The 18,871-nt window shown below is 60.0% G+C and carries 20 protein-coding genes; 9 read left to right on the top strand and 11 right to left on the bottom strand.

All coding sequences use genetic code 11. The features are described from left to right. Nucleotides 1–34: 34 nt before the first annotated feature. Nucleotides 35–1,291 (bottom strand): HDOD domain-containing protein, encoded by a 1,257-nt coding sequence (locus ACO06L_RS18965; protein ID WP_064227035.1) that lies wholly within the window; start codon nt 1,289–1,291, stop codon nt 35–37. A 160-nt stretch (nt 1,292–1,451) separates the two neighbouring features. Between ACO06L_RS18965 and ilvD the strand changes: the two genes are divergently transcribed. Continuing rightward, nucleotides 1,452–3,287, top strand: a complete 1,836-nt coding sequence (ilvD, locus tag ACO06L_RS18960) for a dihydroxy-acid dehydratase (protein WP_202347050.1) — start codon at nt 1,452–1,454, stop codon at nt 3,285–3,287. Between the two features lie 75 nt (nt 3,288–3,362). Here ilvD and ACO06L_RS18955 read toward each other — a convergent pair whose 3' ends face one another. Together ACO06L_RS18955 and ACO06L_RS18950 are read right to left on the bottom strand one after the other, a co-directional pair. Next, the gene (locus ACO06L_RS18955) at nt 3,363–3,782 is read right to left on the bottom strand and encodes a peptidoglycan-binding domain-containing protein (protein ID WP_202347049.1); all 420 of its coding nucleotides are present in this window, start codon (nt 3,780–3,782) and stop codon (nt 3,363–3,365) included. Nucleotides 3,783–3,905: 123 nt separating this feature from the next. After that, on the bottom strand, nt 3,906–5,021 hold the full coding sequence (locus ACO06L_RS18950) for an AI-2E family transporter (RefSeq protein ID WP_064227032.1): 1,116 nt from the start codon (nt 5,019–5,021) through the stop codon (nt 3,906–3,908). A gap of 127 nt (nt 5,022–5,148) precedes the next feature. Here ACO06L_RS18950 and ACO06L_RS18945 point away from each other — a divergent pair, with 127 nt between their 5' ends. The 3 genes from ACO06L_RS18945 to ACO06L_RS18935 all read left to right on the top strand — a co-directional run bounded on the left by ACO06L_RS18945 (nt 5,149) and on the right by ACO06L_RS18935 (nt 6,870). Further along, on the top strand, nt 5,149–5,499 hold the full coding sequence (locus tag ACO06L_RS18945) for a hypothetical protein (protein ID WP_064227031.1): 351 nt from the start codon (nt 5,149–5,151) through the stop codon (nt 5,497–5,499). A gap of 75 nt (nt 5,500–5,574) precedes the next feature. Then, on the top strand, nt 5,575–5,823 hold the full coding sequence (locus ACO06L_RS18940; protein WP_064227030.1) for a hypothetical protein: 249 nt from the start codon (nt 5,575–5,577) through the stop codon (nt 5,821–5,823). 147 nt (nt 5,824–5,970) lie between these two features. Beyond that, a complete protein-coding gene (locus tag ACO06L_RS18935; protein ID WP_202347048.1) occupies nt 5,971–6,870 on the top strand; it encodes a haloalkane dehalogenase in 900 nt (299 codons plus the stop codon). A gap of 13 nt (nt 6,871–6,883) precedes the next feature. On the opposite strand, the gene ACO06L_RS18930 is transcribed toward ACO06L_RS18935, so the two are convergent. Further along, complete coding sequence (locus ACO06L_RS18930) at nt 6,884–7,672, bottom strand: acyl-CoA thioesterase (protein ID WP_202347047.1); 789 nt, start codon at nt 7,670–7,672, stop codon at nt 6,884–6,886. 199 nt (nt 7,673–7,871) lie between these two features. Here ACO06L_RS18930 and ACO06L_RS18925 point away from each other — a divergent pair, with 199 nt between their 5' ends. Next, nucleotides 7,872–9,392, top strand: a complete 1,521-nt coding sequence (locus ACO06L_RS18925; protein WP_202347046.1) for a DEAD/DEAH box helicase — start codon at nt 7,872–7,874, stop codon at nt 9,390–9,392. On the opposite strand, the gene ACO06L_RS18920 is transcribed toward ACO06L_RS18925, so the two are convergent. Genes ACO06L_RS18920 through ACO06L_RS18905 form a run of 4 tightly spaced genes read right to left on the bottom strand, consistent with a single transcriptional unit; the run spans nt 9,389 to nt 12,354 of the window. Beyond that, nucleotides 9,389–9,898 (bottom strand): dihydrofolate reductase, encoded by a 510-nt coding sequence (locus ACO06L_RS18920; protein ID WP_202347045.1) that lies wholly within the window; start codon nt 9,896–9,898, stop codon nt 9,389–9,391. The genes ACO06L_RS18925 and ACO06L_RS18920 overlap by 4 nt on opposite strands. Nucleotides 9,899–9,921: 23 nt before the next feature. After that, entirely contained in the window at nt 9,922–10,761 is an 840-nt protein-coding gene (locus ACO06L_RS18915) for a thymidylate synthase (RefSeq protein WP_064227026.1), read from the bottom strand. Next, nucleotides 10,758–11,546: a prolipoprotein diacylglyceryl transferase gene (gene lgt, locus ACO06L_RS18910; protein ID WP_064227025.1), complete on the bottom strand. Its 789-nt coding sequence runs from the start codon at nt 11,544–11,546 to the stop codon at nt 10,758–10,760. Before lgt ends, ACO06L_RS18915 begins: the two co-directional genes overlap by 4 nt. Nucleotides 11,547–11,556: 10 nt before the next feature. Then, the gene (locus ACO06L_RS18905; RefSeq protein WP_064227024.1) at nt 11,557–12,354 is read right to left on the bottom strand and encodes a sulfite exporter TauE/SafE family protein; all 798 of its coding nucleotides are present in this window, start codon (nt 12,352–12,354) and stop codon (nt 11,557–11,559) included. 89 nt (nt 12,355–12,443) lie between these two features. Between ACO06L_RS18905 and ACO06L_RS18900 the strand changes: the two genes are divergently transcribed. The 4 genes from ACO06L_RS18900 to dxs all read left to right on the top strand — a co-directional run bounded on the left by ACO06L_RS18900 (nt 12,444) and on the right by dxs (nt 16,488). Then, complete coding sequence (locus ACO06L_RS18900) at nt 12,444–13,217, top strand: NRDE family protein (RefSeq protein WP_202347044.1); 774 nt, start codon at nt 12,444–12,446, stop codon at nt 13,215–13,217. Between the two features lie 55 nt (nt 13,218–13,272). After that, nucleotides 13,273–13,527, top strand: a complete 255-nt coding sequence (locus tag ACO06L_RS18895; protein ID WP_008176478.1) for an exodeoxyribonuclease VII small subunit — start codon at nt 13,273–13,275, stop codon at nt 13,525–13,527. Continuing rightward, nucleotides 13,527–14,423, top strand: coding sequence for a polyprenyl synthetase family protein (locus ACO06L_RS18890; protein WP_202347043.1), 897 nt, complete (start codon nt 13,527–13,529; stop codon nt 14,421–14,423). Before ACO06L_RS18895 ends, ACO06L_RS18890 begins: the two co-directional genes overlap by 1 nt. Before the next feature lie 133 nt (nt 14,424–14,556). Continuing rightward, the gene (gene dxs / locus ACO06L_RS18885) at nt 14,557–16,488 is read left to right on the top strand and encodes a 1-deoxy-D-xylulose-5-phosphate synthase (protein WP_202347042.1); all 1,932 of its coding nucleotides are present in this window, start codon (nt 14,557–14,559) and stop codon (nt 16,486–16,488) included. A 79-nt stretch (nt 16,489–16,567) separates the two neighbouring features. On the opposite strand, the gene ribA is transcribed toward dxs, so the two are convergent. The 3 genes from ribA to ACO06L_RS18870 form a co-directional block, all read right to left on the bottom strand. Then, the gene (gene ribA / locus ACO06L_RS18880) at nt 16,568–17,182 is read right to left on the bottom strand and encodes a GTP cyclohydrolase II (protein ID WP_064227020.1); all 615 of its coding nucleotides are present in this window, start codon (nt 17,180–17,182) and stop codon (nt 16,568–16,570) included. A 135-nt stretch (nt 17,183–17,317) separates the two neighbouring features. Then, the gene (gene moaC / locus ACO06L_RS18875; protein WP_202347041.1) at nt 17,318–17,800 is read right to left on the bottom strand and encodes a cyclic pyranopterin monophosphate synthase MoaC; all 483 of its coding nucleotides are present in this window, start codon (nt 17,798–17,800) and stop codon (nt 17,318–17,320) included. Between the two features lie 87 nt (nt 17,801–17,887). Further along, complete coding sequence (locus tag ACO06L_RS18870) at nt 17,888–18,871, bottom strand: Nudix family hydrolase (RefSeq protein WP_202347040.1); 984 nt, start codon at nt 18,869–18,871, stop codon at nt 17,888–17,890.

Raw genomic sequence — 18,871 nt, 5'->3', positions numbered from 1 at the left:
AAAGCAGACTCCACAGTTTACACAGCCCGGACAATTACCGGATGGCCAACAGTTGCTGAACTTCGTCGACCCGGGCCCTGGCCTCCGTCAGAAGCTGCAAACTGCGGGAGGCATTGAGTTCAAGTTCGCCCAGACGCCGATATGCGGGCACCTGGTCGAACGGAGGTAGCTCGGCATTCTGGCTGGAACCGATCATCGAATGCAATTGAGCCACGATAACCACATCCACCAGTTGGGGCGACGCCTCGCGGCATTCATAGCCCCAGTCCTCGGCATGACGGACCGCCTCCACGAACGCCGGCGGGAAGGACCAGTTTTCGAGAACCGCCGTGCCCACGTCAGCCCTGAGTTCCCGGATCGCATGACTCAGATTGGCCTCATCGGCAAAGAGATTCACATGGTGTTCGGCCTGAACCAGAATCGGCACCACACCGATATCATGGAGCAGCCCCGCCAGCAGTGCCTCTTCCGGGTTTAGCCGGGTAGCATGATCCGCCAGCACCCAGCAAAGGGCTGCCACTTCCCGGGAGTGCCGCCAGAGCTTTTCCATTTCTTTTTGCAACGACGCCTGACGGGTCTTGAAAACCTCCCGCATCGAAAACACCGTCACCAATTGCCTAGTGGTACGCATACCGAGACGGACAACCGCTTCCCGGACATTCCGGACGTCACTGAACCCTCGATACAGAGGGCTGTTGCAGGCACGGACAAGTTTCGCGGCCATGGCCGGATCCGCAGACACCGCCAATGCCACCTGGTCTGCCGTCGATTCCTCACGATCGACCGCACGCCGGACCTTCCAGGCCACATCCGGCACACTGGGGAGCTTTACCTGATTCGACCTCAACTCCGACAGGAATTCCATCAACAGGTGATGTTCCTCGCTCTCGATACCGCCCGCGCCCTCACCGGAATCCATCTCAACCTGTTCCACCGGCGCCGAGCGCAGCAGCTGGTTAAGGATCTCCTGCTCCACAACCAGGAACTCGCAGGGTTTTACGGCGGTTACGTCGTACATTCGGGGCTGGAGCCGGGCAATGGGATTGTGCGCTTTCTCCGTCTCGGCTTCGATGATCGATTTACGGCCGTCCAGGGATTCCAGCTCCACCTTGCCGGCAATCAGAAAGAAGTCGAGACCGTCCCGGACACCGCGCTCAAGAACCCGCTGGCCGGGCCCGTGGGTTCGTCGTTCGGCGCGACTGGCAAGCAGGACCAGTTGATCATCCGTCAGCCGGTTCAACGGCTGAAACTCTTTAAGGCGACGAAGCGGCAGGCTTTCCTGGCCGGCCATAGGCATACTCCTTGTCGGTTCAAACCGGAAACTAAGTTGGCAACTATGTTAACTATTGTAAACAGCGGCTCTGAAAACAACCATGCGCCTCGAGTCTAATCTGGTATCCTCTGTTTTTTTGATCGACATCATCAGGTAACAACAGAGAGAACCGAACACCATGCCTCAGTATCGTTCGCGGACATCCACCGCAGGTCGCAACATGGCCGGCGCCCGCGCCCTCTGGCGCGCAACCGGTATGAAAGACGGGGATTTCGGCAAGCCCATTATCGCGGTTGCCAACTCCTTCACCCAGTTTGTGCCGGGCCACGTGCACCTCAAAGACCTGGGCCAGCTGGTGTGCCGCGAAATCGAGGCCTCCGGCGGTGTGGCCAAGGAATTCAACACCATCGCAGTCGACGATGGCATCGCCATGGGCCATGACGGCATGCTGTACTCCCTGCCCTCCCGGGAAATCATCGCAGACTCTGTAGAGTACATGGTGAACGCCCATTGCGCCGACGCCCTTGTGTGTATTTCCAACTGCGACAAGATCACCCCGGGCATGCTGATGGCCGCCATGCGCCTGAACATCCCCACCATTTTCGTCTCCGGCGGGCCCATGGAAGCAGGCAAAACCAAGCTGTCCGAGCACAAGCTGGACCTGGTGGATGCCATGGTCATTGCCGCAGACCCCAACGCCTCCGATGAACAGGTGGAAGAATACGAACGCAGCGCCTGTCCCACCTGCGGCTCCTGTTCCGGCATGTTCACCGCCAACTCCATGAACTGTCTGACCGAAGCCATTGGCCTTGCGCTGCCGGGCAATGGTTCTCTGCTGGCCACCCACGCCGACCGGGAACAGCTTTTCCTGAAGGCCGGTCGACAGATTGTGGAGAATGCGCGGCGCTATTACGAGCAGGACGACGCCAGCGTGCTGCCCTTGAGCATCGCCTCAATGGCAGCCTTTGAAAACGCCATGGTCATGGACATCGCCATGGGCGGCTCAACGAACACCATCCTTCACTTGCTGGCGGCCGCCCAGGAAGGCGGTGTTCCGTTTACCCTGAACGAAATCGACCAGCTTTCACGACGGGTCCCGCAGCTGTGCAAGGTGGCGCCCAACTCGCCCAAGTATCACATGGAAGACGTGCACCGGGCCGGCGGTATCATGGGCATTCTCGGCGAGCTGGAACGGGGCGGACTGATCAACACCGATCTACCCACCGTGCACAGCAAAACCATGAGAGAAGCGCTCGAGACCTGGGATATCATGAGGTCGCCGACCACCGAAGTGGTCGAATTCTACAAAGCAGGGCCCGCCGGCATCCCCACCCAGACCGCCTTCTCCCAGAGCACCCGCTGGCCAACCCTGGACGGTGACCGGGAAACCGGCTGCATTCGCTCTGTTGAAAATGCCTATAGCTCCGAGGGTGGCTTGGCCGTGCTGTACGGCAATATTGCCCTGGACGGCTGCGTGGTCAAGACCGCGGGGGTCGACGAGAGCATCTATGTATTTGAGGGCAAGGCCCGGGTGTTCGAAAGTCAGGATTCCGCCGTTGCCGGCATTCTCGCCGACGAAGTCAAGCCGGGCGAGGTTGTGATCATCCGTTATGAGGGCCCCCGCGGCGGCCCGGGTATGCAGGAAATGCTGTACCCGACCAGCTACCTGAAATCCAAGGGCCTCGGAAAGGACTGCGCACTGCTGACCGACGGACGTTTCTCCGGCGGCACCTCGGGCCTGTCCATCGGTCACGCGTCGCCGGAAGCTGCCGCCGGTGGAGCCATTGGCCTGATCGAGAATGGCGATACAATCCGCATCGACATTCCGAACCGGAGTATCAATGTTGAACTGGACCAGCGCGAGCTGGATCGTCGCCGGGAAGCACGGGATGCCAAGGGCTGGAAACCGGAACTGCCGCGGGACCGCAAGGTATCTGCTGCCCTGAAAGCCTACGCGCTGCTCGCCACAAGCGCTGATAAGGGCGCCGTTCGGGATCTCGAAAAGCTCGGCTGAAAATCCTGAGCGCCAGCCAGCAAAAAAGCCCGGCGGGAAAGTCCCGGCGGGCTTTTTCTGTTCAGGAGACTCCGATTACCAGAGCGACCAGCCTCCGTCTTCCTCTTCTTCAATGGCGTCGTCCTGCTCTGGCTCCGGGGCCGACGTTTCTGCCGTGGAAGAAGCTGACTCCTGAGTCGGAGCGCTGCTGGATCCGGTGGACTGTGACGGTGCCGACGCGGCCACCTGAATCGAAATCATGCCCAGGGCTTCCTTGGTCGGATCGTCCAGAATACCGGTAGCCTGAAGACCGTTATCCTGTTGGAACCGGGTCAGCGCGGACCGGGTTGAGTCATCCATTTGCGGGCTGACATTGGAAATGTCGTACCCTGCTCCGTAGAGCGCATTCTTGAGTGCAACGATCTCATCCGCGAAGGCCGCAGGGGCAAAGCCCAGTGTGACCGCCAATCCGGCCGCAGCGGCCAGGCGTCCCAGTCGGGTAGTTGCTTTTCTCATGGTACTCACCTGCTTAACTCCTGATATCTCGCCGATATCCGTTTCTTTCTTGTTATGTGGTGCCTATCTCCACAGGCTGGGGCAAACGGCTAAAAGCCTACCATACTTTTGTCGTATGTCGCCTTACCGGACATCATTCCCCGCTTCCCCGCCTGGTTCCTGCTCCCCATCATCCACACTGGCCGGCGGGCGGTGGGCCTCTTCACTGAATTCGCGGATGAAAATCCCCCAGAAGGCCATGAACAGAGCCGCCACCAATGGCCCCATCACAAAACCGTTGATGCCGAACATGACGATACCGCCGAGCGTCGACAGCAGGACAATGTAATCCGGCAATTTGGTGTCGCGACCAACCAGTACCGGGCGCAGCAGGTTGTCCGCCAGCCCGATGACCACCACGCCGAATGCCGTCAGTATCACGGCCTCAATCACATCGCCCACGGCCGCGAGGTAGATAGCGGCAGGCACCCAGACCAGGGCCGCCCCCACCGCCGGCAAAAGCGATACGATTGCCATCACCACACCCCAGAGCAGCGCGCCACTGATCCCGAGAATCCAGAAAATCAGCCCCCCCATCGCCCCCTGGATAATGGCAATCAGCAGGTTGCCCTTGACGGTGGCTCGGGTAACTTCCGCGAACTTGGCAAACAGCAACCGCTCCCGTTCATCACCGAGCGGCAGCGCCTTGACCATTAATTCTACCAGCGCACTGCCGTCCCTCAGCAGGAAGAACGCCAGATACACCATCAACGCAAGCCCCAGGAAAAACTGAAAGGTATTCTGGCCAACGCCCAGGGCCTGCTTGCCTAGGAACTGACTCCCCCCCACGAAAAGGCTCACTGCCCGATCTCTCAGGTCAGCAAAGTTGATATCGAACTGGGCCAGGAACGCCTGAATAGCCGGAAAGGACTGATTGACGCGGTCGATGTACTCTCCGGGCCTTATGTCGCCACTCTGAATCTGTTGGTAAAGCGCAACGCCTTCAGCTACGAGTGAAGTCACCAGAACCAGAACCGGGATAACCACGATAAACATGCAGATGCACAGGGTTATCAGGGCATTCACATTGGGCCGCTCCCCCAGTTTCCGTACCAGCAGTTGCTGCACCGGGTGGAAAATCAGAGCGATGGCGACTGCCCAGAAGATGGGCCCGAAGAAGGGTTTCATGAGGAATACAAAGGCCAGGGAAACGCCGATCAGCAACGCCAGAAAAGTCCGTGTTTCAAGTTTTGCGTACATAGTTTTTGCGGTTCCCCGATTTTGGTTCTGCGTTTTAACGAGCCATTCTACCCTACCACGCTGGCGTGGCCACTGTAGCTCTCTTCAGGTTATAGTGGACGGTTGTTGTTCAACTAACAGACAGGTCATGTTGTTGGAACTGGAAACCTTCACCGTCGAAACAGCCCTGGACGCAGCCACGCAGCTGCGCAAGGTACTGGCCGCCAGAACTCACCGGCGCAAGGTGATGGGCCAGGAAGTGCTGGTGCCCGGCCAACTCGGCGAAGCCCTGCAGTTGCCACGAATCATCAACCGACTTCAGAGCAAGCAACAGAGGCAGCGGGACCTTGGCCTTGAGGATTTCCAGGAGCTCTGGCCTACGCTGTCGCCACAGACACGGGAGAGAGTACTGGAGGCAATTGGCTGGTATGACCCGAAAGAGCTTGACTGGGATGACAAGCGCTCCAACCGTCGGCCACTGGTCGATCCAGACAGTTAAGCCGTATAAATACGGCATCCCGACTTTGAAATGTCATACTCGGCCCATATGTTGGGCAGTATCAGGAGGATATTTATGACACAACCACAGCATTACACGGCACTTCTGGCTGAGGGCAGCGCGGTTCCCACCCTGCTGTGCGGCCACTGCCACTCGATTCTCTCCAGGGCCCGCATTTTCCGGAACCAGGGTGACCAGCACCAGGATATGGAATGCCGGACCATTGGCCTTTGCTCAGCCGACGATTGCGGCGCAGTCAATTGCTGTGACGAGGCTCTGGCCCGCGTTGACAACCCCGAACGCCTGTTCGGCATTGCGTCCTGATTCAAAGCGGCAACGCTCTGTTACGCAACTCAAACACACAAATTTTCCATCTGCTTTATCCTGATCTTCGACGATTGTATTAGGGCATTCTGTTCACCGGATGCCGCCCGGCAATCACGCACCCAATCAGTCAGGACAGTCGATGGCATGCGTATTCTGAGAACCGATGAAGCCCGCTTCGCAGGTCTTCCGGATTACCCCTTTGCTCCAAACCATCTCGACGTAGAGCCCGGGCTCCGGATGCACTACGTTGACGAGGGCCCGCGAGGCGCTTCGCCGGTACTCATGCTCCATGGCGAACCATCCTGGTCCTACCTTTACCGGCACATGATTCCCCTGGTGGCAAATGCCGGGCATCGGGTGTTGGCTCCGGATCTGATCGGCTTCGGCAAGTCCGACAAGCCGGCCTCGGTTGCCGACTACAGTTATGGCCGCCACTTGGCATGGCTGGCCAGCTGGCTGGAACAGCTGGACCTCACCAACATCACCCTGGTGTGCCAGAATTGGGGGTCACTGCTGGGTCTGCGCCTGGCAGCGGAAAACCGGCAGCGCTTCAGTCGCATCATCGTGGGCAATGGCATGCTGCCAACTGGCGAGGCACCGGTTCCTGCGGTGTTTTCCATCTGGAAGGCCTTTGCCACGCACAGCCCCTGGTTCCCGGTTGGGCGCATCGTGCAACTGGGCACTGATCGCACGCTGAGCAAAGCTGAGCTTGCCGCCTATGAGGCTCCGTTTCCTTCGGCAGAGTTCAAGGCGGGAGCCAGGGCGTTTCCAAAGCTGGTACCCACGGAACCGGGCACGCCGGACAGCGACGCCAACAAAGCGGCCTGGCAGGTTCTGGAAAAGTGGAAAAAACCGTTTATTACCTGTTTCAGCAGTGGCGACCCGATTACCCGAGGCGGCGACAGGCACATGCAGCGCCGGATTCCCGGTGCCCACGGCCAACCCCACATCACGCTTCGGGGCGGACATTTCCTGCAGGAAGATTCACCGGAAGATTTTGCCCGCATCATCATCGATGCCCTGAAATCGGAAATGGCGGCCTGAGCCGCCATTATCGTTAACCGAAGACCGTCACCGTTTGGCGACTCAAAGCCACCAGCTCGCCTTTGGCGGTCCATATCCCGGCCTGGGTGTGGCCGTAACCGGCGCCCGCCTGATCAATGGCAACCTTGTACAGGAGCCAGTCACCCGGCTCCATGACCGGTCTCGGATGCACGATATCCAGCGCCCAGCTCAGGGAACTGGTTCGCACACGTTGTTTTACATAGGGCAGGACGGCGGGAGGCCAGGCATCTACCAGGGCAACAATATGGGCATCAGAGAACGACTCCGGGGTTTTCCGCAACTGCATCCAGCCACCCAGTTCCCGACCGCCCTTGCCACTGAATGGCAGGTTTCCAAAAGCCCAGCGCATCTCAATCTGCTGGATGAATTCCGGGGTCACACCTTCGATATAATCCAGCCCGGGGCATTGATCGACCGGTGGTGCCTCGGGCGCCGGAAGGGCGTCCACCTGTACCTCCGACTCCCGATCTCCGCCAAAGCTGGCCAGGCAGACCAGCCGGGTTTCTCCTTTCTGGACAATGCGCCCCTGCACCTGACTGACCGCCTTGCCCTCACGCAGAATCTCGGCTTCGAAACCTGCAGGCACTTCCGGCTCCACCGGCCCCACGAACGATACCTGCAATGACCGCATGGCTCGGCCCTCGGCAACAAGCTTCTCCATCCGCTCGAACATCAGCGCAGCCGTAAGACCACCGAATGTGGCTCTACCCTGGGACCAGCTCCCGGGCATTACCAGTTCCTCACTGCCACGGGCCGCCCGCAATAATTCGTCAAAGGTCATCTCAAGTTCCTGTTAGCAACCTATCGGGATAGATACGAAGCCTGCCGAAGATCGGACGGCAACGCAATGGGCCCGTCCCCGGCAACTACCTACAGCCCCGCCCCGGTTTAGCGTATTAAAGCAACAACAAAACCGCTATAATGGCCGCACATCATGCATTGCCCGGCAATGCTCTACCTCCCGAATTCCGAGTGAATCAATGTCTGAATTGTCCTTTGCCGAACTGGGGCTTGATCCAGCCGTACTTGAAGCTGTGTCCGCCGTTGGCTATGAAACCCCGTCTCCCATCCAGGCCCAGGCGATCCCCGCGCTGCTGGCCGGCAACCATCTGCTGGGCGTTGCCCAGACCGGTACCGGTAAAACCGCGGCGTTTGCACTGCCTCTGCTGAGCCGGATTGACGCCTCTGTTACCGATCCCCAGATTCTGGTTTTGGCCCCAACAAGGGAACTTGCCATCCAAGTGGCGGAAGCTTTCACCACCTACGCCAGCAAGTTCCGGAATTTCCACGTTCTGCCCATTTACGGTGGCCAGGACTTTTATCCTCAGATCAAAGGCCTGCGTCGCGGTGCCCAGGTGATCGTGGGCACCCCGGGCCGAATGCTCGACCACCTCCGTAAGGGCACCCTGAAGCTGGACAGCCTGAAAGCGCTGGTTCTGGACGAAGCAGACGAAATGCTGCGTATGGGCTTTATCGACGACGTGGAAGCAATCCTGGCGAAGACTCCGGAGAACTGCCAACGGGCATTGTTCTCGGCCACCATGCCACCGCAGATCAAGAAAGTGGCCCAGACCTACCTGCGAAACGCCACGGAAGTTCGTATCGAAAGCGAAACCCGCACGGTCGAGCGTATCTCCCAGTTCGTTCTGCCGGTCTATGCTGAGCGCAAGCTGGATGCCCTGACCCGCATTCTGGAAGTTGAGCCGATTGATGCCGCCATTATTTTTGTGCGCACCAAAGCGGAAACCACCATGCTGGCCGAAAAGCTTTCTGCTCGGGGCCATGCGGTCGCACCCCTGAGCGGTGACCTGAACCAACGCCAGCGTGAACAAACGGTTGAAGATCTGAAGCGCGGGAAGAAAGACATTATCATTGCCACCGACGTGGCAGCACGCGGTCTGGACGTGTCCCGTATCACGCACGTCATCAACTACGACGTTCCTTACGACACTGAAGCGTACATCCATCGGGTTGGCCGCACTGGTCGTGCCGGTCGCGAAGGCAAGGCGATTCTGCTGGTAACACCCCGCGAGCGTAGTTGGCTGCGAACGCTTGAACGCGCAACAAACTCGCCGATGGAAGCTTACGAGTTGCCGTCTCCCGTCGAGCTCAAGAAAATGAGGGAGCAGCAGTTCGAATCCCAACTGCTGGGCTTTGCGGAAGACAAGAAGTTGGCAAAGGCGATGTCGCTGCTGGACGAAATCGCCGAGCGCAATGACATGGACATGGCCATGGTAGCCGGCGCCCTCGCCTGCTGGATGGAAGCAGCTCAGCCAGGCTCCCTGCCCCTAGAGCAGCCAGAGGCCTTGCCAACCGTGTCGGCAACACCTCCCCGCCGTGATCGTAAAGGTGGCGGCGGCCGTCCGGGCGAGAATCGCAAGGGACCGAAAGGCGGTTTCAAGAAAGGTGGCCCGAAGGGTCGTGGCGGCCCCGGTGGTCGAGGCAAACCGCCCGGCAAGGGCGGCAAGCCCGCAGGCAAGCGCTCTCCTCGTCAGGCTTAAGCCTGACGCTGATAGACCACGAAGCTGTAGTCGTAAGGGTTGTTATCGGACGCGGAGAAATCCTCCCGTCCGATTTCTTCCCACTCATCCCAGTTCACTTCCGGAAAAAACGCATCCCCGTCCACCTCAGCGTGCACCTGGGTGATGTACATGCGATCAACCATCGGCAATGCCTCGGCGTAGATCTGCCCGCCACCGATAATCATCACTTCGTCGCCACCTTCCAGCTCCGCCTGCGCCTCGGCGTTCACCAGCGCTTCGGGCAAAGACTTCGCAGCCACCGTTCCGGTTGGTGCTTCCCAGGCTTCATTCCTGGAAATCACCACGTTCATTCTTCCAGGCAACGGCCGGCCGATGGAATCCCAGGTCTTCCTGCCCATGATAATAGGCTTGCCCATGGTGGCCTGCTTGAAATAACGAAGGTCACCCGGAAGATACCAGGGCAGTTTGTTGTTACGGCCAATAACCCGGTTACGGGACATGGCAACGATCAGGGCTTTTCTCATGTACTCGTCTCTTCGGGGTTCCGTCAGATGGCAATGGGCGCCTTGATGCCGGGATAGGGTTCATAGCCCTCGAACTCGAAATCTTCCAGCTCGTACTCGAAGATGCTCGCGGGCTTCCGTTTGATCACGAGTTGCGGCAGGGCCCGGGGTTCGCGCTTCAGCTGCTCGAAGACGATGTCATCGGTCAGGTGGTTCTGGTAAAGGTGGCAATCGCCAAAGGTATGCACAAACTCACCGACATCCAGGTCACACTGTTGGGCGATCATGTGCGTCAGCAAGGCATAGGAGGCAATATTGAACGGCACCCCCAGGAACAGATCGGCGCTGCGCTGGTACAGCTGGCAGGAGAGCTTGCCCTCGGCCACGTAGAACTGGAACAGGCAGTGACAGGGCGCCAGCGCCATACGGCCCTCGCGAACATTATCCTGTGGACCAATGGATTCGTCCGGGAGTTCCGCCGGGTTCCAGGCAGAGACAATCAGGCGGCGGGAGTTGGGCTTGGTGCGAATCTGTTCGATCACCTCGCTGATCTGGTCGACCACCTCGCCATTGGGGCACTGCCAGCTCCGCCATTGTTTGCCGTAGATGGGCCCAAGGTCGCCGTTTTCCAGGGCCCACTCATTCCAGATCGAGACCTTGCGCTCGCGCAGCCAGGTGTTATCGGTGGAGCCCCGGAGAAACCAGAGCAGTTCGAAAATGATGCTGCGCAGGTGGACTTTTTTGGTGGTTACCAAAGGAAAGCCTTCCTGCAGGTTGAAGCGGATCTGACGACCGAAAACTGACCTGGTACCAACACCGGTGCGGTCCCCCTTGTCGAATCCGTTATCAACAACGTCTTGCATCAAGTCAAGATAGGCTTTCATCGGGGTTGTCTCCGGTAGGCAATAAACATCAGGGCGGCGCCGGCAACGATCATCGGGAAGGACAGTACCTGCCCCATGGTCAGCCAGTCAAAAGCAAGGTAGCCCAGCTGTGGATCCGGCTGGCGCACGAATTCCACCAGGAACCGGAACACGCCGTAGCAGATCAGGAACAGACCAGACACTGCCATGGTCGGCCGCTGCCTGGATGAGAACCACCACAGGATGACGAACAGGGCGACACCTTCCAGGGCAAACTGATACAGCTGGGAGGGATGCCGGGCGAGCGAATCCGGCGCCGTGCGAAACACCATGCCCCAGGCAACGTCGGTGGGCTTGCCCCACAACTCGCCGTTGATGAAGTTTCCGATCCGCCCCGCGCCAAGACCCAGGGGCACCAGCGGCGCTACAAAGTCGGCCATGCGCCAGAAACCACTGCCCACTTTGCGGCCGTACCACCACATGGCAAACATCACGCCCAACAAACCGCCGTGGAAAGACATGCCGCCTTCCCAGACCCTCAGCAACCAGAGCGGGTCAGCCAGGAAGGCGTCAAAGTTGTAAAACAGGACATAGCCGAAACGGCCGCCCAGGATCACCCCCAGGGCAAGATAGAAAAGCAGGTCACCCATCTGCTCTTCGTTGATGGGCGACCAAGGCTTACGGGTGCGGATGCGCCCAAGCCACCAGCCGGCCACAAAGCCGAACAGATAGGTCAGACCATACCAGTGGATCTTGAGGGGACCGATGGCGATGGCCACCGGATCAATCTGGGGATGCTGCAGCATCAACTACCTCTCAGCTCAGGAGAAAACGGAGCCCCACCAGCAGGAGCATGATGGAGAAAGTACGCTTGAGAATCCGGGCGTTCAGCCGATGGGCCAAGTTGGCGCCAATCCGGGCAAAGAAAACGCTGGTGAGAATAATACCGATCAGGGCCGGCAGATAAATGAAGCCGGCGCTCAGTTCCGGCAGCGAGGGATTGTGCCACCCTGTCCAGATGTTACCCAGAGCACCCGCAATGGCGATCGGCAGGCCGCAGGCAGCCGATGTGCCCACCGCCTGCTGCATCCGCACGTTGCACCAGCTCAGATAGGGAACCGTAAGAGTTCCACCGCCGATTCCGAAAATCGCCGAAGCCCAGCCGATACCGCCGCCGGCAACGCCCAGACCGGCGGTGCCTGGAACGTCCCGACCGGGCTTGGGGTCGACCTGGAAAAACATTTTCAGGCCCACCAGGATCACGAAAATGCCGATGACGAGCTCCAGGGCGCGCCCGCTCATCAGGGACGCGGTCCAGGCGCCAACCAGGGCGCCGGCCACAATCCCCGCAGTCATGGGCCGGAACAGATCCCAGCGCACGGCGCCATGTTTGTTATGGGATCGGATGGAGCTGACCGAGGTAAAAACGATGGTCGCCAGGGACGTGCCAACCGCCAGATGGGGAATAATGTCCGGATTGATTCCCTGCAGACCAAAACTGAACATCAGAACAGGCACAATGATCAGCCCGCCGCCAATGCCGAACAGGCCCGCAACGGTGCCTGCCAGGGCACCAAGGGCCAGATACGATGCTATTACATAAAACAGGGTCATAGTTTGAGACGCACCCGGGAAAACCAAGGCTGGTATGATACACAGCGTAAGAGTCAACTTCATTAACTCCGGGAGCGCCATCCTCCGCCATGTGTCTGATCGCCTTCGCCCTTGGACAGAACCCTCATTTCCCACTGGTTGTTGCCGCCAATCGCGATGAATTCTTCCGTCGCCCGACGGCCGCCATGGACTGGTGGACCACAGAATCCGGCACCCGCGTGCTTGCCGGCCGCGACCTGCTCTCCGGTGGCACCTGGCTTGCGGTAAATACCCGCGGCGAGGTCAGCGCTGTGACCAATGTGCGCGAAGGCACACCGGAAACCGGTCGAATCAGTCGGGGTGAACTGCCTTTACGGGCCCTGGCCGATTCCCGGGATCAGCTTGAGGGCTATCTGCTCGATAGCGCCGATCAGTTCTCCGGCTTCAATCTTGTTCACCTGACCACCGGAGACGGCTGGTATTTCAGTAATCGGGATGCCCATCCCGGCCGGCAAATCCACCGTGGGGTGTATGGCCTGAGCAACCACCTTCTGCAGACGCCGTGGCCCAAACTTCTGCGCCTGCGCGAGGCCGCAGGGAATGCCATTGCCGCCGCAGGCCATAACGCAGAAAAACTGCACAAGGAGCTGATTCCTCTACTCAAGGACAATACGCCGGCACCAGACCACCTGCTGCCCGACACCGGGGTTGGCCCGGAGACCGAGCGCTTTCTTTCGTCGCCCTTCATCGTCGGTTCGGATTACGGCACCCGGGCAACTACCGTGGTGACCGTGTCTGCCAGCGGCGACATCGAGGTAACCGAACAGAGCTGGGGCCCGGACGCCGAAACCGGTGAACGCCGTCACTTCCATTGGCAGCGATAGCGATCAGGCTCTGGTATAATCCGCGAAATTCTGCCACCCGATCGGAGGGCCCCTGATGGCCGGTGAACAAGGCGCCACATCGATAGCCGATTTTGAAAAATCTCTTGATGAACTGGAAAAGCTGGTTCGCGATCTGGAACAGGGCGAGCTGTCTCTGGAACAATCCCTGACGGCGTTTGAACGTGGTGTAAAGCTGACCCGTGAATGTCAGCAGGCACTGAAGAGCGCCGAGCAACGGGTCGAACAACTGGTCCAGAACAGCGACGGCACCCTGGAAACACGCCCGTTTTCTCCGGATGATGCCGACTGATGCCCGGACTGAACCCCCTTGCCTCCGATTTTCTGGAAACCTGCCGGGCCCGCGTTGATGCAGAACTGGACCGGTGCATCACCCGTGATTCTGCCTCTGGCCGACTGCAGGAAGCCATGCGCTACAGCGTGCTGGGCGGTGGCAAGCGAATCCGGCCGGCCTTATGCCTGGCGGCAGCAAAGGCACTGGGACAGGCTGGTGACGAGGCCCTGATTCCAGCCTGCGCGGTAGAACTGATCCATGCCTACTCTCTGATCCACGATGACCTGCCGGCCATGGACGACGACGAATTGCGCCGCGGACGGCCCACTACGCACATTGCCTTCGACGAAGCCACTGCCATCCTGGCCGGAGATGCCCTGCAGGCACTGGCTTTCGGCTGGCTTGCCGAAGCGCCGGGACTGTCTGAGTCGGTGCGTCTGATCATGGTCAGGGAACTGGCCCGGGCCAGCGGCCACGGCGGAATGGTTGGTGGCCAGGCCATAGATCTTGAATCCGTGGGCAAAACCCTGGCGCTGACCCAGCTTGAAACCATGCACCGGCACAAGACTGGCGCGTTGATCGAAACCAGCGTGCGGATCGGTGCCCTGACCGCACCGTCGGTCAGCGAGCAGGCTCTGGCCTCGCTTACACAGTACGCCAAGGCACTGGGCCTGGCCTTCCAGGTTCAGGATGACCTGCTGGACATAGAAGGGGACACCACGGTCATTGGCAAACCGCAGGGTTCGGATGCCGCCCGCGCCAAACCCACCTATCCCGCCCTGCTGGGAGTGGCCGGCGCCCGCGAGCATCTGGCAGACCTTCTCGAACAGGCCCAGCAGAGCCTGCGGGATTTCGGCCCCGAAGCCGACCCCCTGCGGGCCATGGCCGATTACGTGGTGGCAAGAACCCATTGAACCCCGGCGCCCCGAAGGCGCACACTGGCCGTAAATATTTTCGTAACAACTGGCCCGCTTTGTGTGAAACAGCTTCCCCTGTTCCCTTATAATGCCAGTCAGTTACTGAACGTACCGGAAAAGACCCGAGCAGATGCAGGACACTTATATTTTCAAGGAAATCCCGTCGCAGCGGCCCAACACGCCTCTGCTGGACCGGATTGACGAACCGGCCCAGCTGAGAGAGCTGGCCCCGGAACAGCTGACCCTGCTGGCCCGGGAGCTCAGGGCATTTCTGTTATGGTCAGTGGGCCAGACCGGCGGCCATTTCGGCGCGGGCCTGGGCGTGCTTGAGCTTACCGTTGCCCTTCACTACGTCTTTGAAACTCCGAGCGACCGTCTGGTCTGGGATGTCGGCCATCAGGCCTATCCCCACAAGATCCTGACGGGCCGGAAGGAGGCGATGGGTAGCATCCGGCGCAAGGGCGGGCTCGCTGGCTTCCCGAAACGGGCCGAAAGCGAATACGACACCTTTGGTGTTGGCCACTCCAGCACCTCCATCAGTGCAGCACTGGGCATGGCCATCGCCGCGCGACTGCAACAGACCGGTCGCAAGAGCATTGCCGTCATTGGTGACGGCGCCATGACTGCCGGCATGGCATTCGAGGCCCTTAACCATGCCGGCCACCTGCACGCTGACATGCTGGTTATCCTCAACGACAACGACATGTCGATCTCCCGGAATGTTGGCGGACTGTCCAACTACTTTGCCAAACTGCTGTCCAGCCGCACCTACAACCAGGTCCGCGACAGCAGCAAGAAAGTTCTGCAGGGAGCGCCGCACCTGATGGCGCTGGCCAAGAAAACCGAGGAACACTTCAAGGGCATGATTGCCCCGGGCACCCTGTTCGAGGAGCTGGGGTTCAACTACATCGGCCCCATTGACGGCCATGACCTGCCCCTGCTGGTGGAAACCCTGGAGAACATACGCGAGCTGGAAGGGCCGCAGTTCCTCCATGTCGTAACCACCAAGGGCAAGGGCTTTGCCCCGGCCGAAGCCGATCCGATTGGCTACCACGCCATCAACAAGATCGAACCGGTGCCACCGAGCAAGCCGGAACCGGTCAAACCGAAACCGAAAAAACCCAAATACGCCAACGTCTTCGGTCAGTGGCTGTGCGATTCTGCCGAGCAGGACGAGCGAGTGGTGGGCATCACCCCGGCCATGTGTGAAGGGTCGGATCTCCTGGCGTTCTCACAGCGTTTCCCGGAGCGCTATTTCGATGTCGCCATCGCCGAACAGCACGCGGTCACCCTTGCCGCCGGGTTGGCCTGCGATGGGGCCAAGCCGGTTGTCGCCATCTACTCGACGTTCCTGCAGCGGGCTTACGATCAACTGATTCACGATGTCGCCATCCAGAACCTGGATGTGCTGTTCGCGATTGATCGCGCGGGCCTGGTCGGTGAAGACGGCCCGACCCATGCTGGCGCTTTCGACATCAGCTACCTCCGCTGTGTGCCGAACATGGTGGTGATGACACCGTCGGACGAAAACGAAACCCGCCAGATGCTCCAGACCGGCATGCTTTATGAAGGGCCGGCGTCAGTACGCTACCCTCGTGGAAGCGGGCCGGGCGCCGAGATACAGCAGGAATTGACCCCCCTGGAGATTGGCAAGGGCCGGCGGATATGCAGCGGCAAAGGTGTTGCCATCCTCAACTTTGGCACCCTGCTGGCGCCTGCTCTGGAGGCTGCAGAAGCCATCGGCGCCACGGTCGCCGACATGCGCTTCGTGAAGCCGCTGGATGAAGAACTGGTGCTGGAACTGGCGGAGCAGCATGAGCTGCTGGTGACTCTGGAAGAGAACGCCATTGCCGGCGGTGCCGGCAGCGCCGTGACCGAATTCCTGAACAGCCGTCTGGTCGCCATGCCGGTGCTTCAACTGGGTCTGCCGGATACCTTCATGGACCATGGCAAGCATGGGGAACTGTTGACCGATTGCGGCCTGGATGCCAAAGGTATTGAATCGGCCATCCGCACCCGAATGGAGACCCTTCGCCACCAGAGCCTGAAGGTCGTCAAATAAGCAGAACGCTTACTTCAGAACCAAAAAGCCCGCGACTGTCGCGGGCTTTTTCGTATGCAGATGCAGATCAAGGACAGGATCAGACCTCGGGATCGTCGTCCTGATGGGTCTCCAACCAGTGACCCAGCTTGCTCTGCTTGGTATCGAGGTAGTGTTCGTTGTGGGGGTTTCGGCCCACGTGCAGCGGTACCCTCTCGGTAATGTCGATACCGTAAGAGGACAGCGCTTTTACCTTGCGGGGGTTGTTGGTCATCAGTCGCAGGCTCTTGATACCCAGGTGCTCCAGCATGTCCTTGCACATGCTGTAATCGCGCAGATCGGCGGCAAACCCCAGGCGCTCATTGGCTTCAACGGTGTCGGCGCCCTGGTCCTGCAGGTGGTAGGCCCGGATCTTGTTCAGCAACCCGATGCCCCGCCCTTCCTGACGAAGATACATCAGAATACCCCGGCCTTCCCGGGCGATGCTTCGCAGCGCCTCTTCCAGCTGGTAACCGCAATCGCAACGCATGCTGTAGAGGGCGTCACCGGTCAGACATTCCGAGTGGGTGCGGGCAAGCATGGGTTCGTCACTGTCCAGGTCGCCCAGGGTCAGGGCAACGTGTTCCTTTCCGGTATCCGGTTCTTCAAAGCCGTGCATATCAAATACCCCGAACGGGGTCGGCAACCGGCAGGTCTGGATGTAACGAACAGCCACAGTGTTTCCTCGTGGTTCAGTCAATCGGGCCGCGCATTCTATCACGGGCCCGCCCGCTTGGCGTAGTCTCGGCACTGTCGCTCCTCCGGCGTGATCTTGTGTAACCAAGACTTACGAGCGCGGAGGTCCGCCAGATCAGGCTTTATCGGCAACCCAGTGGCCACTACGACCGCCTTTCTTCTCCAGCAGACGCACCGAACCGATCTCCATACCACGGTCCACGGCCTTGCACATGTCGTACAGCGTGAGTGCCGCAACGCTCGCCGCGGTAAGCGCCTCCATCTCGACACCGGTCTGGCCGGACAGTTTGCAGCGGGTAAGAATATGCACAGAAGCGCCATCGCTGCCCGGGGTCAGTTCGACTTTCACCGATGTCAGGTTCAGTGCGTGACACAGGGGAATCAGATCATGGGTTTTCTTTGCGGCCATGATGCCCGCGATCCGGGCAACGGCCAGGACATCCCCCTTCGGATGCTCACCCTCAATAATCATGTTCAGGGTTTCCGGTGCCATGCTGATGGTGGCTTCCGCGCGTGCCTCACGTTCGGTGGCCGCCTTGTCGGTCACGTCCACCATGCGGGCTTCGCCCTTGTCATCGAGATGGGTCAGTTTGCTCACGGTATCTCCCGGAATCGGTTTTGCAGGATGATGAAAAATGCAGAGGCAACAGCATATCAGACAAGGCCCCGGCGTCGCTGACAAGTATCAGCTTTGCGGCCACCAGAAGCCGATGCCGGCGACGCCCTGGCCGCCTCGCTGACGGGCTTCCCGCAGATCGCCGGGCGACAGCCCACCGAGGGCAAATACCGGCAGCGCCGCTTCGGACACCAGGTCGGTAAAGGCCGGCCAGCCAAGCGTGGGCGCACCCGGGTGACTTTCCGTGGGCTTTACTGGCCCCAGAGTCACGTAGTCCGCTCCGATCGCCGTTGCATGATCGATTTGGCGCCGGTCATGACATGAAACCCCAAGCCAGACATCCTGCGGAACCGGTCGGGCCGAGAGCCCGGCTGCCTCGCGCCAGGGCAGGTGCAGACCCCGGGCATCGGGTGTGGCGCGGAATACCTCGGGGCCGCCGTGGACAATCAGGGCGGCTCCAGCTTTTTCACACACCGGCAACGCTTTCGCCGCCAACTCCCGATAGGCCTGCGCGCTCATGCACGGAGCCCGGAGCACCACCAGGGGTGGCCTGGCAACTTCAAGGCCCGCCAGAAGCCGCGCAACCGCCTGATCCGGATCACTCGCTGCTCCGGTGATCGCAAGCTGACGGGGCAACCTCAGAGCGCGAATGATCGGCCGGTTGGCGGCGGGGAAATCCTCATCGCGAAGCTGTTCCGGGGCAAGCCATTCAACCGGCTGTCCCTCACATCCCTCGGCTTCGCCTTCGGCGGCTCTGGTTTCCCATACGTCCAGGAAAACCCGCTTGTCACCGTAATCGTGGCGAATGCCGATAACAGGCTCCAGGGAGGCCTCAGGCACCCGGAGACTGGTTTCTTCTGCAATCTCCCGTACCAGCGCCGCCTGAACGCTCTCCCCGGGCTCCACCTTGCCACCGGGAAACTCCAGCAAGCCCCCCTGATGGACATGATCCGGCCGTCGGGCAATCAGCACCCGGCCATCCCGGACAATAACCGCAACGGCAACGTGAACTTCTTTGACCCCGGCTTTCGAAGCAGACTCAGACTCAAACAT

The sequence above is a fragment of the Marinobacter sp. genome (assembly GCF_965229985.1).
GTDB lineage: Bacteria > Pseudomonadota > Gammaproteobacteria > Pseudomonadales > Oleiphilaceae > Marinobacter.
The sequence above is the reverse complement of the archived record's forward strand: the minus strand, read 5'-3'. Positions and strand labels throughout refer to the sequence as shown.